The organism is Occallatibacter riparius (assembly GCF_025264625.1).
In the GTDB taxonomy this organism is placed as follows: domain Bacteria; phylum Acidobacteriota; class Terriglobia; order Terriglobales; family Acidobacteriaceae; genus Telmatobacter; species Telmatobacter riparius.
In genome coordinates this window covers 6,128,988-6,142,622 of record NZ_CP093313.1, presented here as the reverse complement: position 1 = coordinate 6,142,622, position 13,635 = coordinate 6,128,988, and the positions used below count along the sequence as shown (strand labels likewise).

Here is a 13,635-nt window from a genome sequence, read left to right as displayed (position 1 = left end):
CGCAATCCTGGGTTTGAAATCCCTCCAGACGCATGTCACACTATTGCTGTGAATTACAACCATCGCGAGGGGCCTGTTTCGGACGCCCCGGTTCCCTCTATCACTACCCTGTCGAGCCGCGAAGTGTACCGCAACAACTGGATGCGGGTGCGCGAAGACGACATCCTTCGCTCGAATGGGAAGCAGGGGATCTACGGCGTCGTGGAAAAGGACGATGCGGCGATCATTATCCCGATCGAGGGCGACCGCATCTGGCTGATTGAGCAGTATCGCTACACCATCGAGGAACAGGCCCTTGAGCTTCCGCAGGGGGGCTGGGAGATGGCCGACGCCGATCCCGAAGAACTAGCGCGCGGAGAGCTGAAGGAAGAGACGGGTCTGCAAGCGGAGCAGATGACCTATCTTGGCCATCTCTGGATTGCGTATGGCTTCACGCGCCAGAAGCAGCATGTCTACCTGGCGACGGGGCTGACACATGCGGACAAGGACCCGGACGAAGAGGAGCACGACATCGTGCTGCACAACATGCCGGTGGCTGAGTTTGAGCAGATGATGCACGAAGGCAAGGTGCGTGACGCAAGCACCGTGGCGGCCTGGGGTTTGTATCTGATGTGGAAGGCGCGGCAGTAGTCGCGATTTCGTTCTGTCGGATGTCCTGAGGTAAGTCACCAGATTGCAATGCAGGAGTCAAGCTCCTGCAATACAGGATAGGTATGGTCGCTGGGCAGTAGCATCTCCGTGTTTCCCCCAAGGAGGTAAATGCCGTGGCCACGAACCGTCGTGCGTTCCTAAAGCTGCTCGGCTCAGGAGCAGTTTCTGCTGCGTTTCCAGCGAGCATCGCTCGCGCGCTTGAACATGAAGGCAACCACCGTACCGGCACCATTGCGGATGTAGAGCACATTGTGATTCTCATGCAGGAGAATCGCTCGTTTGATCATTATTTCGGCTCTTTACGCGGGGTGCGTGGATTCGGCGACCCGCGCGTCCAGAAGTTCGCCAACGGAGACCCGGTGTGGTATCAGCCAGATGGCTCAAATGGTCATGTGCTGCCGTTCCGGCCGGATCTTTCCAACCTAGGCCTCACCTTCATTGAAGACACCGACCATAGCTGGGACCTAACCCACATCGCCTGGAACCAGGGCATCTATGACGGCTGGGTACAAACCAAGGGCACGACCAGCATGGCGTATCTCACGCGCCAGGACATCCCCTTCCACTACGCGCTGGCCGATGCATTCACGGTGTGCGACGACTATCATTGCTCGCTCCTGGGACCGACGGACCCGAACCGGTATCACATGTGGACGGGCTGGGTGGGGAACGACGGGAACGGCGGCGGCCCAGTGCTCAGCAATGCCGAGGCGGGTTATGACTGGTCGACCTATCCCGAGCGGCTGTCGAAAGCCGGTATCAGCTGGAAGGTGTACCAGGACGCGGGTGATGGACTGGACGGACCCGATTACTGGGGCTGGACGGGCAACGCCTACATTGGCAACTACGGCGACAACTCCTTGCTGTACTTCCATCAGTATCAGAACTCCGCGCCCGGGAGCGCGCTCTATGAAGCGGCGCTGAGGGGCACCAACATCAAGGCGCTGAGCGGGTCGAATCCGCAAGTGGCGCCGCACCTCGTCGATCAGTTCCGCGCCGATGTGATGGCCAACAGCCTGCCGCAGGTTTCGTACATCGTGGCACCAGAGGCTTACTCGGAACATCCCAACTGGCCGGCCGACTATGGCGCGTGGTACATCGCACAGTTCCTCGATGCGCTTACCGCGAATCCAGAAGTGTGGAGCAAAACGGCGATCTTCCTCACCTATGACGAGAACGACGGATTGTTCGACCACAAGGTTCCACCGACGCCGCCGATGAATCGTGCGCAGGGCATCTCTATGGTGTCGACTGTGAACGAGATCTTTCCCGGCGACTCGTCGTTCATGCCGGGACCGATTGGGTTCGGCCTGCGCGTGCCGATGATCGTGATCTCTCCGTGGAGCAAGGGCGGCTACGTGAGTTCGGAGGTGTTCGACCACACGTCGCTAATCCAGTTCATTGAGCGGCGATTTGCGCACGGCAATCCCGCGCTGATGGAAAGCAACATCACGCCCTGGCGGCGCGCGGTGGCTGGCGATCTCACATCGGCTTTCGATTTCCGAAAGCCCAACACCAAATTTGTGGCGCTGCCCGATACCAGCTCGTATGTTCCTCCGAATCAGGACCGGTATCAGGACTACGTGCCCACTCCACCAGCAAACCAGAGCCTGCCGCCACAGGAGGCGGGGACGCGTCCGGCGCGACCGGTGCCCTATGAGTTGTTCGCGCATGGCCAAGCGAATGTTGCCGCCGGTACGTTCTCGATCGAATTCGGCAATGGCGGCAAAACGGCGGTGTTCCAGGTCCGTTCAGGAAACAGCAGCCTGGGACCGTGGACCTATACGGTCGGCACTCATGATTCCGTTTCTGACACGTGGCCGCTAACGAGCAACAATCTGACCGGGTACGATCTATCGGTCTATGGACCGAACGGCTTCCTGCGCACGTTCAAAGGCGGCCTCTCGGCGACCAGCGCAAACCTCGATGTTCGCACGCGTTATCGTAAAGAAGACAATGCGATTACGTTGGCGGGAAGAAACCTCGGTTCTTCGGCGGTGAAGATTCGCCTGACCGATGTGTACAGCGGCGAAGTGGAGACGGGAGAGATCGCTGCGGGCGAATGGGGAGAGAGAACGTTCCACCTGCACAAGACCCACGGCTGGTACGACTTCGTCGTCGAGGTGGAGCAGGATGCCGGCTTTCGATACCAGATTGCCGGGCACGTGGAAACCGGAGAGGAGAGCATGACAGACCCCGCGATCGGGGCATGAGCTCACCCCAAACAGGAAACGCCGGCCGCCCGGGCGGCCGGCGTTTCCTGTTTGGAAGAGAGTTCAGTGGCAGCCAAGAGGTCTGACATCAGCTCAACGTAACCCTTGAGCCCCGAAATATGCTTGCTATACCTTGAACCGCGAGGTATGATCCTCGGTGTAATGGCTCAACGGGAAACCAATCCGAATTTTATGAATGGCGTGCCCGAGTTGCTGATCCTGAGGCTGCTTGAGGACTCGGAGATGTACGGTTATGAAATAGTTCAGGCACTCCGCGATCGCACGGATGCAGTGATTGTCGTCGGCGAAGGAGTGGTGTATCCGGTGCTGCATACGCTGGAGCGCGCGGGAGCACTGCGCTCGCGACGCAAAACCGTCGCCGGGCGGAGCCGGATCTACTACTCGCTGACGAAAGCGGGATCAAGAAGGCTGGCGGAACTGGCGGGGCAATGGACGAACCTGGCGCGGGCCATCCAAAAAACCTTGGCAGGAGGGCAATATGGCGATGTGGTTGCGTGAACTGCGGGAGCAGTTGCTGCGCGCGGGCGTAGCGCCTCGGCATGTGCATCGATACCTGACCGAACTGCGCGAACATTGGGCGGATCTGACCGCAGAAGAGGAGCGGGCCGGACGGAATCGCGTCGAGGCTGAAGCCCTGGCGCTCACGCGTCTGGGTCGGGTAGAAGACCTGGCACGCACCATGATTGAAAAACGCGACTTGCGCTCGTGGACGGCACGTGCCCCCTGGGTGGTGCTGGGCGTTGGTCCGGTGCTGGGCCTGTTGGCCGCCTGGAGTATTTCGCTGCTGATTCTCTGGTCGGGTTGGCGTTGGTTTTTGGAGGGTTCACCGACGCCCTTTATTCCGCTCCATGGGTTCGCAACCGTCTATTTCGGCGTAGGCAGAACGCTTTATTACACCGCTCCGCTGCTGGCTGGCTGGGCCATGATCCTCCTCGCCGGTCGGCAAAGGCTGCAGGCGGTCTGGCCAGTGATCCTGGGGTCACTCGTCGTGGCTCTCATCGGGGCGACGGGTGCCGTGGATGTCAATCAAGGTGCCGGCGACGTAGGCATCCGGTTCTTTCCCGTTGCGTCGCAGATCGCCGATACTGCGGGTCATGCGCTGTTGCTGTTTGTTCTGGTTACCCTGCCGTATGTTGTGTGGCGTTGGAGGAATTCCCGGCCTGGTTTCGAGCAGCAGTAGACTAACCCCGGAAGACCATCTTTACTTCACGGCTTCTTCGAGGGCGTTCGTTCGGACCGCAGGCTTGAATCTCCTGTAGGCAATGACAGTCAGGAGGACGATCAGGCCGAGCCCGATCAATTGCGCGATGCCGAAGGCCGGAGAGGCCTGCGTGGGCGCGATGGCCTTGAGAGGGCCGATCTTCTCAAACGACTGCACGATCAGCACGAAGACGTTGAAGTACAGCGCAACGGCTGCTGCTACTACGTATCTGCCGCGCCACCCACCGGCGAGGCGCTTGATGTAGTAGCCGATCAACGCCACCAGCAACACCACCAGCGACAGGCCACCGAGAATGATGGCGGGGGTGATTCCCTTGAAGGGAAACAGAAATCCTGTCACGTCTGTGAGGATGTTGCTGATGAAGAACCAAGCGGTCCATGCGGCGGACTTCCTGTTGCCGATCATGCTGAAGAGCACCATGAAGCCTGTGGCTATGCCAAGCAGGCTCAACACGACGTGAATGCCAGTGAACAGCCCTGTGCTCAATCCCAGAATCATGGTCTTCTCCTTGCGGTGGAAAGCATCGAAACTGCAATTCCGCTGAGACCAAATCACTGCAGCCCGAACTCGGGGCCGAATCCGGGCTGTGGAGGATTTCAGAGTACACAAGACGTGGGCTGGGTTCCACGAAAATCTGAGAGCAGCGGCTTGTTATGGCCGCTCTTCCAGCGGGATCCAAGGCGATGGATATTCGGGTCCGATGTAATCGGCGCGCGGGCGGATCAGGCGGTTGTCATCGAGCTGCTCGATGACGTGGGCGGCCCATCCGGCGATGCGGCTCAACGCGAAAATTGGCGTGTAAAGGTCGATATCAATGCCGAGCGTCTGATAGGTCGAGGCCGAGTAGAAGTCGACGTTGGCGTTGAGCTTTTTGTCCTGATTGATGTAGAGCTCGATGGCGCGGGACATGTCATACCACTTCGGCGTGCCGGAGTCCTTGCCCAGCTTTTCGCTCATGCGACGGAGGTGGGTGGCGCGCGGATCTTCGGTTTTGTAGACGCGGTGGCCGAAGCCCATGATCTTCTGCTTGGCCAGCAGCATGTTCTTCACGTAATCGACCGGGTCGCTTCCAGCCTTGTCGATGGCCAGCAACAGGCGCATCACGCCTTCATTGGCGCCGCCGTGGAGCGGTCCCTTGAGCGCGCCGATGGCGCCGGTGATGGCGGAGTGAATGTCGCTGAGGGTGGCGGCGATGACGCGCGCGGCGAAGGTGGATGCGTTCAGCTCGTGGTCGGCATGGAGCACCAGCGCCATGTCGAGCGTGCGGGTGGCGGTCTCGGAAGGCTTTTCGCCGTTCAGCATCCACAGGAAGTTGCCGGCATGCGACAGAGAGCGGTCCGGAGGAATGATTTCCTTGCCCTTGCGGATGCGATCGTAGATGGCCACGATCATGGCGATCTGCGCGGTCAGATTGTAGGCCTTGCGCACGTTGGCGTCGTGGGAATTATCCTTCTCGTCCGCGTCGTAGAAGCTGAGGGCGGAAACCGCGGTGCGCAGCACCTCCATCGGCGTTGCGGAGGTCGGGAAGCTCTTCAGCAGGTCGACGATGCGCTGGTCGAGCTGGCGCGCCAGGGCGAGCTGCTGCTGGAATTCCCGCAATGCGAACTCGTTAGGGAGAATGCCGTTCCACAGCAGGTAGGTCGTCTCTTCAAATGTCGAGTTTTCGGCCAGTTCATGAATATCGATACCACGATAGGCCAACACGCCAGCGTCTCCATCGATATAGCAGATTCCGGAGTTCGCCGCGACAATACCTTCCAGACCTTTACCCGCAACAGCAGTCGACATAAGTGCTTTGATTCCCCTTTTACGTGGATGGTTCCAGAGACCAGCGGCAGAAAATCGGGGCATTGCGGAGGCAGCCCAGTGCCAGCTGAAGGTAAACTTCTTTATATCGTAGCGATTCCGTAGTTGTCACGGCGGCCCGGCCCGGAATCCGCCAATGCCGGCCAAGGTTCCCGCCTGATGGGATTTCTCGCGCGGTTGCCCATCCTTCGATATTCTGTTATTTCCCATTAGATTGTTGCGAGCATGGCCTGAAATCCGTTGCGGGCGGCGCAGAATTTGGGAAGATTTAGTGAGGAGAACGAGGCAGCGACGTCTAACGGATAACTCAGGCGTTGAAAAAATTGGAGCGGACGCGAATGAAATCCGCCAAGGAGTCGAAGTCAGAACATGAACGACGAACACGAAACCGTACCGCGGGGATATTCCGGTGCGCTGCTTGGTGCGATTGCCGCGGCGCTGCTGCTGGGCATTGCGTCACTGATATGGGCGTGGAATCTGAGCGGCAAGCTCGCGACGCAGCAACAGGAACTGTCAGTGGCCAAGCAGCACAATGTGCAACTGGCCGCGGATTTGCGCGAAACCGACGCCAAGCTTCGCGTGACCGCGGATGAGCTGGAGAAGTCTCTCGGCTTGACGCAGAAGCAGATGGATGCGCGTGCCCAGCAGTTGCTGGCGCGTGAGAACGCGCAGGAAGCCGCTTCGCGTCGCCTTGAGACCGCGCAGAAGGAAACCGCGCAGCAGGTGACCGCGGTGGCCAGCGATGTCTCGTCGGTGAAGACGGATGTGGGCGGAGTCAAGACAGACCTCGGCAAAACGAAGAGCGATCTGGCCGGCGCAGTGGCGACGCTGACGACGATGCGTGGGGATGTCGACGGACACAGCAGCCTGATCGCCCGCAATCACGACGAACTCGAGATTCTGAAGCACAAGGGCGACCGCAACTACTACGAGTTCACGCTCTCAAAAAACCAGAAGCAGCCGGTGGGCACGGTCAGCCTGGAATTGAAGAAGACCGATTCGAAGAAGAGCAAGTTCACGCTCAACGTTTACGCTGACGATAAGAAGTACGAGAAGAAGGACCGCAACGTGAATGAACCGCTGCAGTTCTACAGCGGCGGCGATCGCGGGGGCCTCTTCGAAGTGGTGGTCAACTCCATTGATTCGAAGAACCAGGTGAAGGGCTATCTGTCGACGCCCAAGAGCGCGCCGGTTCCACCGCCGCTGGGGCAATAGCGGCTGAGGCTGTTCAACGAAGTAGGGCTTCTCCGGATGGAGAAGCCCTTCTTCGTTGGGTGGGGAGGGAGCCCTATTCCAAGCGCAGGGTCTGAATGGGATCGACGCTTGCTGCGCGGCGTGCCGGAATCCAGGCTGCCAGCAGGGCAAGCACCGTCATCAGCCCAGCGACACCGACATACGTGACGGGGTCCACGGCCTTCACGTCGAACAGGAACCGCTGCAGCAGCTTGCCGGCGAAGGCTGCGCCGATGAGGCCTGCGGCCGCTCCGCCGAGGGCCAGCATCAGGCTCTGCCGCACGACGGCTCCGACGATCTGGCTGCGCTGCGCTCCGAGCGCGAGGCGGATGCCGATCTCGCGGGTTCTCCAACTGACGATGTAAGCGATTAGGCTGTAGACTCCTACGCCGCCGATGGCGAGGGCGAGTGCGCCAAAAACCAGCAGCAGTATGGCGAGCGAACGCGGCGCGGATTGTGAAGCGGCGACAACTTCATTCAGGGTGCGGATGCGCGTAACCGGCACCTGCGCGTCGACGCCGGCGACGGCGCTGCGCAGTTCATCGGCCGCGGCTCGCGTTGTGGTGCGCGTGCGCAGCAATACATAGAGCACAGGCTGCTCGCGGTCCGGAGTCATGGGCAGGTAGACCTCTTCGCCGAAGTCGGTGGCAAGGCCGTTTTCGTGCGTGTTGTTCACGACGCCGACGACGGTGACTGCTTTCTCCGACACCCACACGGTGGGCTGCGGCTCGTCGCCGACGGCCAGCAGGTGCTTGCCAATCGGGTCCTGATGGGGCCACAGGCGCTCGGCCATGCGCTGGTTGATGACGACGGCCCTGGTTGCACCGGAAAGGTCCTGTTGATCCAAAAGACGGCCATGCGCCAGCGTGAGGCCTAGGGCGGCAAAGTAGCTGGGAGTGACTTTGCGGCCGGTTGCCAGCAGCGCGCCCTGCCGCGCGTCGCGCGGGTGGTTCTCAGCGTCATAGACGTAGCCGCCGGCCTGCGCGGTGAGTGGAACCGAGTCAGTGAGTGCCACCTTGTCGGCGTCGGGCATTCCCTTCAGCTGCTCCAACAGCGTACGGAAGAAGCCGTCGCAGTGTCCTTTGGCTTGGCAGGCGGAGGCGTCAAGCGAGACTTCGGCGGTCATGACGCGCTCGGTTTTGAAGCCCGGGTCCACCTGGGACAGGCGCCACAGGCTGTGCAGCAGCAGGCCCGCGCCGGTAATCACCAGAACGGAGAGTGCGATCTGGCCCATCACGAGGATCATCGAAACGCGGAACTGGCCGACTTTGCCCGCCGTACCGCGGCCGCGCAGGTGAAGGGCATCGCCGAGGGCGGGCTTGGCCATCTTCAGCGCCGGAATGAAGCCGAAGAGCAGGGCAGCCATGAGTGACGCGCCGGCGGCGAAGGCCATCACCGGCCAGCCGAGCGAGACATCCTGTGCGCGTGGGGTGTCGGCCGGCAGCAAGCGGACCAGCAGGCCCACGCTGCCCCAGGCTGCGAGCAGCCCGACGACTCCTGCCAGCACGCCGACCACCGCGCTTTCAGACAGAAGCTGCCGGACAAGCCGTGAGCCGGTGGCGCCGAGAGCACCGCGAATGGCGATTTCGCGCTCACGGCCGGCGGCTCGCGCCAGCATCAGGTTAGCTACATTGGCGCAGGCAATCAGAAGGATCAGTCCTACGGCCGCGAACAGCAGAAGCAGGCGCGGACGGAGCGCCCCCACCTGCGACTCGAGCAGCGGGAGGACGGTCATTTCGGAGGCCCAGATGTCGGGCATGCGCCAGGGGAAGAGCGGAAGGAGCTGCCGTTGCAGGCTGCGCAATTCGGCCTGGGCCTGTCCAGGTGTGACGCCTTGCCGAAGCCGGCCGAAGGCGCGGAGGTCGTAGCCGGTGGCCCACGGATCGAGCGGATTGTCGCCCTTGAACGTGATCGGGGTCAGAAATTGAGTGTCTGCATAGGGGAAGCGGATGCCGGCGGGCATCACGCCGGCGATGCGCCGCGAGACGCCGTCGATGCGCACTGTCTGGCCGATTGCGGCAGGGCTGGAGCCGTAGTGCTCGCGCCAGTAGCCATAGCTGAGGACCACCGTAGGCTCGTGCCCGGCGATGGCGTCGTCTGTGGTGAAGAATCGGCCCGCGGCGGGGTGGATTCCCAGCGTGTCCAGGGCGTTGGCGGTCACTTCGACACCGAAAACGCGCGCGGGCGAGCCGCCATCGCCGACGTTGGACTCGGCATCGGGCCCGAATGCGGCAACGGCGGAGAAGCTCTTTGAGTGTTCCGAAAGCGCGCGTATCCAACCCTTGGGGAAGAACGTTGTGTCGGCCTGGGCGCTGCTGTAGTCGATGCGCATGAGCCGTGCCTGGTCCGCGAAGGGGAGGGGGCGCAGCAGCATGGAATTGATCAGCGTGAAGATTGCGATATTAGCGCCGATGCCGAGGGCCAGCGTGAGAATGGCCGTAAGCGCAAATCCCGGCGACCGCCGCAACTGCCGCAATGCGTATTGAATATCCGCCAGCACAGATTCCTCCAAGGCTTTTGTCGCAGGGAAGAAGTGCATGTGGCGTGCCAGGTTTCACGCAAAGCCGTGTTGGAAATAAATAACTTAGTCCAGGGTGTAGGGGCGGGCATGTCCGCGCCGTGGATTGACTGTGCGATTCCGGACAGGCCTGAAGTGCGCTTCAGGTTTGCCTTTACTGCTCCTTCACGGGGCCGGTCGCAGTCAGCTTGAGATCAGGCTGATAGCGGAAGCTCACGTTGAAGTTGAGCCCCTTGCGAGACTCCCACTGCGTTTTGTCCATGCGGAAGGAGGTAACGAAGTCGCCCTCCACCCACTCGCCGGCGGGGATGGTGGCCTCGGTTGGAATGGGCTTTCCGTGCAGGCTGGCCAGCTCGGGATAGGCATGGAAGAGGCGCTCGTAGTCTGTGGGGCTCGCGGCGTAGCTGGTGTGCACGCCGTCGTCGAGCGTCACGTTGGTGAGCATTTGGCGAAGGAAGAGCGGGTTTTTGCTCTGGTTGTGCAGCTTTACGTGGGTGAAGACAAGCACCTGGTCGAAGGCATCCTTGGGCATGGGGCGGCCGCTGGCGTCGAGGCCCGACGACTCGCGATGCATCATGTGGGCCACTACGCGTGTGACCTCGCCGGTTGAGGCGGGCGGCTTCTGCCCGGAGATCACATAAATGGCGATTGCGATGATCACGACGATGGCCGCGATGATCGACGCCACAACAATATGGCTCGTGCCTTTGGTGAGTTCTTCGCCGCGGGCGGCGTCGTCGGTCTGGGAAGAGGGGCCCTGCTGGAGAAGGCTCATAGCGACATCATCATAGCCGGATCAGGGAGATTTTGGGGGAAGAATCGGGAGGCGCGCTCAGGCCGCCCGGAAAGCACAAGGCCCGCGCCAATTTGGTGTGACGCGGGCCGGATTGGCTGCTAAGGCTTGGTTAACGATTGCGGTCTGATCCCGACGATCCGGACTGGGAGCCGCCGGAGGACTTGCTGCCGGATTGGCCGGACTGGGCGTGATGGGTGCTGGGCGAGATTTGCCCGCTGCCGGTACCGGTAGTGCCAGCGCTGGTATGCTGCATGACCTTGGGTTCGCTTTCCCTGGAGCCGCCGGGCTGGCCGCTCGACGAAGAGCTGTTCTGGGCGTTGTGCCCGGAACTGCCCTGGGCGCTGTTCTGGCTGCCGGTCTGCTTCTGGCCGCTCTTCATCTGGTCATTGTGGCCCTGCTGGTTCTTCATCTGGGACTGGTCGTTTCGGCTCTGCGAGTTACTGCTATTGCCCCGGTCCTGCATGTTCGAGTTACCGCGGGATTCAGAGTTATCCTTCATCGAATTCCTCCTGTGCGCCGGCAAGCCTCACCGACACATGGGTTGGGATGTCATCGCGGAATCAGGCGGTTGTTTTGAGGTTTGGAATCGAGGGGGCGCGCCGAAGCTGTGTTCGATCAATGCTGAGGAAGATCGGTATGGAGCTGATAGTCGGTGTAGTCGATGGTCACCACAGTTTTTCCGAACACGGCATTGTGTGACTCGGCACGCGCGTGGTTGGCCATCGAGAATCCGTCGATGTTGGTATATTGCCGCATCATCTGTGTTGTGGAGGCAAAGGGCGAAGGGCTCTTGCTACCGAGGCCTTCGATCATGGCGATCGTACCGTCGCTCGGATCGACCCAGATTGTGCCGTCGATCATGTTGGGCGCCTTGCGTTTCGGCGTGACTGCGAGCGCGACGCAGGTGCGTCCATCCAGGTCGCGCGTCTCGCCCGCCTTGAGGTGCATGTCGTAATTCGCTGAAGCAAACCAGGAGTCCTTCACCACGGAGGGGTCGTTGATTTGCTTCTCGTTTTCGAGCAGAGGCTCGAGGCCAAACTTCTGAATGATGGTTGAGCCTGACTTCGAGACGATATCGTAAGTCTTGCCCTTGCCCTTCTCGTAAGTGATCTTCACCGTCATTTCGGCGGCGGGATGGGTATCGTCGTTGCCGCGGAAGACGGCGTAGTGCTCGGTATCGGTGTAACTGAGCACGTGTGCGTAGCGGTTCTCATTCGCAGCATCGACGCGCTGAATGAGTGTAGCTTCATCGGCCACCTGCGCCACCTGCGGTGGGGCCACCTGCGCCTTCGGCGCCTGAGGCGTTTGTGCGCACAGGCCCGCGGTGGAGGCCATCGCGAGCGTAGCGACACGAATGCGCCCTAGCAATCGATATAAATGCATTCAAGCCTCTATGCCGTAGTTTGCGGCCGAGTTCGTAAAGATGACACAAACTCCGCGGCCGGGAGCGTATTCAAGACGTCCTGGGGCCCGAGCCATGCGCGCCGCAGTTGGCGCACGCCGAAGCTCATTTTGCCGAGCGTGCGGATCTCGTGCGCGTCAGTGTTGATGACGATTCGGCAGCCCAGTTCCTTGGCGAGCCGCAAATCGCGGTCACACAGATCCAGACGTTCGGGCGAGGCATTATGTTCCACAGCGACGCCAAGCTCGGCTGCGCGGCGGAGGATGAGGGCCATATCGAGGGCGACGGGCTCACGGCGGAGGATCTGCCGGCCCGTGGGATGGCCCAGGATGCGGACGTTGGGATTCTCAAAGGCGCGGAGGACGCGAGCGGTAGTCTCTTCGCGGCTCTGATCGAAACGCGAGTGGATGCTGGCGATGACCACGTCCATCTGGGCGAGTACTTCGTCGTCCATGTCGAGGGCGCCATCGGCGAGGATGTCGACCTCGATTCCAGTGAAGATGCGGACGCGTCCTTCGAGTTCGCGCTCAACTTCGCGGATTCGCTGGATGTGGGCGAGTGCGCGGGCTTCATCGAGGCCGTTGGTCATGGCCAGCGCCTTCGAGTGGTCGGTAATGGCGATGTACTCGTAGCCGCAGGCGATGGCTGCTTCAGCCATTTCGCGGATGGAGTTGCGGCCGTCGGTTTCATGCGTATGCATGTGCACGTCGCCGCGAATGTCGCGTTCTTCAATGAGACGAGGAAGCGAGCGATTGACGGCAGCGTCGATTTCACCGAGGTTCTCGCGCAGCTCGGGTGGAATCCAATCCATGCCAAGAGCTGCGTAAATCTCTTCTTCGGTTGCGGCGGCCACAACCGATTCGTCATCGAGACGAGCCAGCGACCATTCACTGAGCGTGTAGCCCATCTTGAGCGCGCGCTGGCGCAGCGTGACGTTGTGCGCCTTCGATCCCGTGAAGTATTGCAGCGCGGCGCCGTAGGATTCGCCGGGGAGCAGCCGCACATCCACCTGCATTCCATTCGCGAGGTGGAAGCTGACCTTGTTCTCGCCTTTCACGATGAGGTCGGCGATGCCGGGGTAGGCGGCGACGTAGTCCACTCCGGGGCCTGTCTGGTCGGGCTGGCATGCGGGGCCGGTGACGAGCAGGTCGAGATCACCCGCAGTTTCGCGGCCTCGGCGGAGCGAGCCGGCAGGGGTGACGCGGTCGAAACCTGCAAACGACAGCAGATATTTCGTGAGCGCTTCGGCGGCTTCCTGCGCCTGGTCAATGCGGAATCGGCCAGAACTGCGGCGGTAGTCGTCGATGCCCTTCTTGATCTTTTCGATCTGCTTGGCGCCCATGCGCGGCAGATCCGCGAGCTTGCCGGCCTCGATGGCCACGGCGAGCGTGTCGATGGAATTGATTTGCGCGGCCGACCAGAAGAGGGCGATGGTCTTTGGTCCCATCCCGGGCAGCCTCGTCAGTTCCAGGATGCTGACGGTGTATTTGGCCAGGAGTTGGTCGCGCAGGGGAGTGGTGCCGGTGCAGACCAGCGCCTTCACGTTGGTGGCCATGCTCTTGCCGATGCCGGGAATCTCCAGCAGCTTGGCGGTGTCGTCGCAGATGGCGGCCAGGTCCGCGGTGGTCTGCGCAATAGCTTCGGCGGCGTTGCGGTAGCTGCGGATGCGGAAACCGTCGGCCCCGTCGATCTCCAGAAGATCGGCAGTCTGCTCGAGCAGGCGGGCCATGGTGAGGTTGTCCATCGGCGAGGCTCTCCGATATCAGTATAGGA

At 61.2% G+C, this 13,635-nt stretch carries 12 protein-coding genes; 5 read left to right on the top strand and 7 right to left on the bottom strand.

The features are described 5' to 3' along the window. Positions 1–48: 48 nt before the first annotated feature. The 4 genes from MOP44_RS25050 to MOP44_RS25035 all read left to right on the top strand — a co-directional run bounded on the left by MOP44_RS25050 (position 49) and on the right by MOP44_RS25035 (position 4,065). Positions 49–630: an NUDIX domain-containing protein gene (locus tag MOP44_RS25050; protein WP_260793240.1), complete on the top strand. Its 582-nt coding sequence runs from the start codon at positions 49–51 to the stop codon at positions 628–630. 134 nt (positions 631–764) lie between these two features. Next, positions 765–2,864 carry a phosphocholine-specific phospholipase C gene (locus MOP44_RS25045; protein WP_260793238.1) on the top strand — a complete coding sequence of 700 codons (2,100 nt, stop codon included), beginning with the start codon at positions 765–767 and terminating at the stop codon, positions 2,862–2,864. Between the two features lie 162 nt (positions 2,865–3,026). Next, the gene (locus tag MOP44_RS25040; RefSeq protein WP_260793236.1) at positions 3,027–3,383 is read left to right on the top strand and encodes a PadR family transcriptional regulator; all 357 of its coding nucleotides are present in this window, start codon (positions 3,027–3,029) and stop codon (positions 3,381–3,383) included. After that, complete coding sequence (locus MOP44_RS25035; protein ID WP_260793235.1) at positions 3,364–4,065, top strand: hypothetical protein; 702 nt, start codon at positions 3,364–3,366, stop codon at positions 4,063–4,065. Before MOP44_RS25040 ends, MOP44_RS25035 begins: the two co-directional genes overlap by 20 nt. A gap of 21 nt (positions 4,066–4,086) precedes the next feature. Here MOP44_RS25035 and MOP44_RS25030 read toward each other — a convergent pair whose 3' ends face one another. Both MOP44_RS25030 and MOP44_RS25025 read right to left on the bottom strand, forming a co-directional pair. Continuing rightward, positions 4,087–4,605, bottom strand: coding sequence for a hypothetical protein (locus MOP44_RS25030; RefSeq protein WP_260793233.1), 519 nt, complete (start codon positions 4,603–4,605; stop codon positions 4,087–4,089). A gap of 153 nt (positions 4,606–4,758) precedes the next feature. Further along, a complete protein-coding gene (locus tag MOP44_RS25025) occupies positions 4,759–5,895 on the bottom strand; it encodes a citrate synthase (RefSeq protein ID WP_260793232.1) in 1,137 nt (378 codons plus the stop codon). Positions 5,896–6,282: 387 nt separating this feature from the next. On the opposite strand from MOP44_RS25025, the gene MOP44_RS25020 reads away from it, so the two are divergent. Beyond that, a complete protein-coding gene (locus tag MOP44_RS25020; protein WP_260793230.1) occupies positions 6,283–7,128 on the top strand; it encodes a hypothetical protein in 846 nt (281 codons plus the stop codon). A 73-nt stretch (positions 7,129–7,201) separates the two neighbouring features. Here the strand turns inward: MOP44_RS25020 and MOP44_RS25015 are convergent, their stop codons facing one another. From MOP44_RS25015 to polX, 5 genes are all read right to left on the bottom strand, one after another. After that, positions 7,202–9,646: an ABC transporter permease gene (locus MOP44_RS25015; RefSeq protein ID WP_260793229.1), complete on the bottom strand. Its 2,445-nt coding sequence runs from the start codon at positions 9,644–9,646 to the stop codon at positions 7,202–7,204. A gap of 172 nt (positions 9,647–9,818) precedes the next feature. Further along, the gene (locus MOP44_RS25010) at positions 9,819–10,439 is read right to left on the bottom strand and encodes a hypothetical protein (RefSeq protein ID WP_260793227.1); all 621 of its coding nucleotides are present in this window, start codon (positions 10,437–10,439) and stop codon (positions 9,819–9,821) included. Between the two features lie 130 nt (positions 10,440–10,569). Further along, a complete protein-coding gene (locus tag MOP44_RS25005; protein ID WP_260793225.1) occupies positions 10,570–10,959 on the bottom strand; it encodes a hypothetical protein in 390 nt (129 codons plus the stop codon). A 116-nt stretch (positions 10,960–11,075) separates the two neighbouring features. After that, complete coding sequence (locus MOP44_RS25000; protein ID WP_260793224.1) at positions 11,076–11,843, bottom strand: hypothetical protein; 768 nt, start codon at positions 11,841–11,843, stop codon at positions 11,076–11,078. Between the two features lie 8 nt (positions 11,844–11,851). After that, positions 11,852–13,606: a DNA polymerase/3'-5' exonuclease PolX gene (gene polX, locus MOP44_RS24995; RefSeq protein ID WP_260793222.1), complete on the bottom strand. Its 1,755-nt coding sequence runs from the start codon at positions 13,604–13,606 to the stop codon at positions 11,852–11,854. Between the last annotated feature and the right edge of the window lie 29 nt (positions 13,607–13,635).

Coding starts and splice junctions, on each gene's coding strand:
- polX (WP_260793222.1), bottom strand. CDS start 13,606: ATGGACAACCTCACCATGGCCCGCCTGCTCGAGCAGACTGCCGATCTT.
- MOP44_RS25040 (WP_260793236.1), top strand. CDS start 3,027: ATGGCTCAACGGGAAACCAATCCGAATTTTATGAATGGCGTGCCCGAG.
- MOP44_RS25010 (WP_260793227.1), bottom strand. CDS start 10,439: ATGAGCCTTCTCCAGCAGGGCCCCTCTTCCCAGACCGACGACGCCGCC.
- MOP44_RS25020 (WP_260793230.1), top strand. CDS start 6,283: ATGAACGACGAACACGAAACCGTACCGCGGGGATATTCCGGTGCGCTG.
- MOP44_RS25025 (WP_260793232.1), bottom strand. CDS start 5,895: ATGTCGACTGCTGTTGCGGGTAAAGGTCTGGAAGGTATTGTCGCGGCG.
- MOP44_RS25000 (WP_260793224.1), bottom strand. CDS start 11,843: ATGCATTTATATCGATTGCTAGGGCGCATTCGTGTCGCTACGCTCGCG.
- MOP44_RS25005 (WP_260793225.1), bottom strand. CDS start 10,959: ATGAAGGATAACTCTGAATCCCGCGGTAACTCGAACATGCAGGACCGG.
- MOP44_RS25030 (WP_260793233.1), bottom strand. CDS start 4,605: ATGATTCTGGGATTGAGCACAGGGCTGTTCACTGGCATTCACGTCGTG.
- MOP44_RS25035 (WP_260793235.1), top strand. CDS start 3,364: ATGGCGATGTGGTTGCGTGAACTGCGGGAGCAGTTGCTGCGCGCGGGC.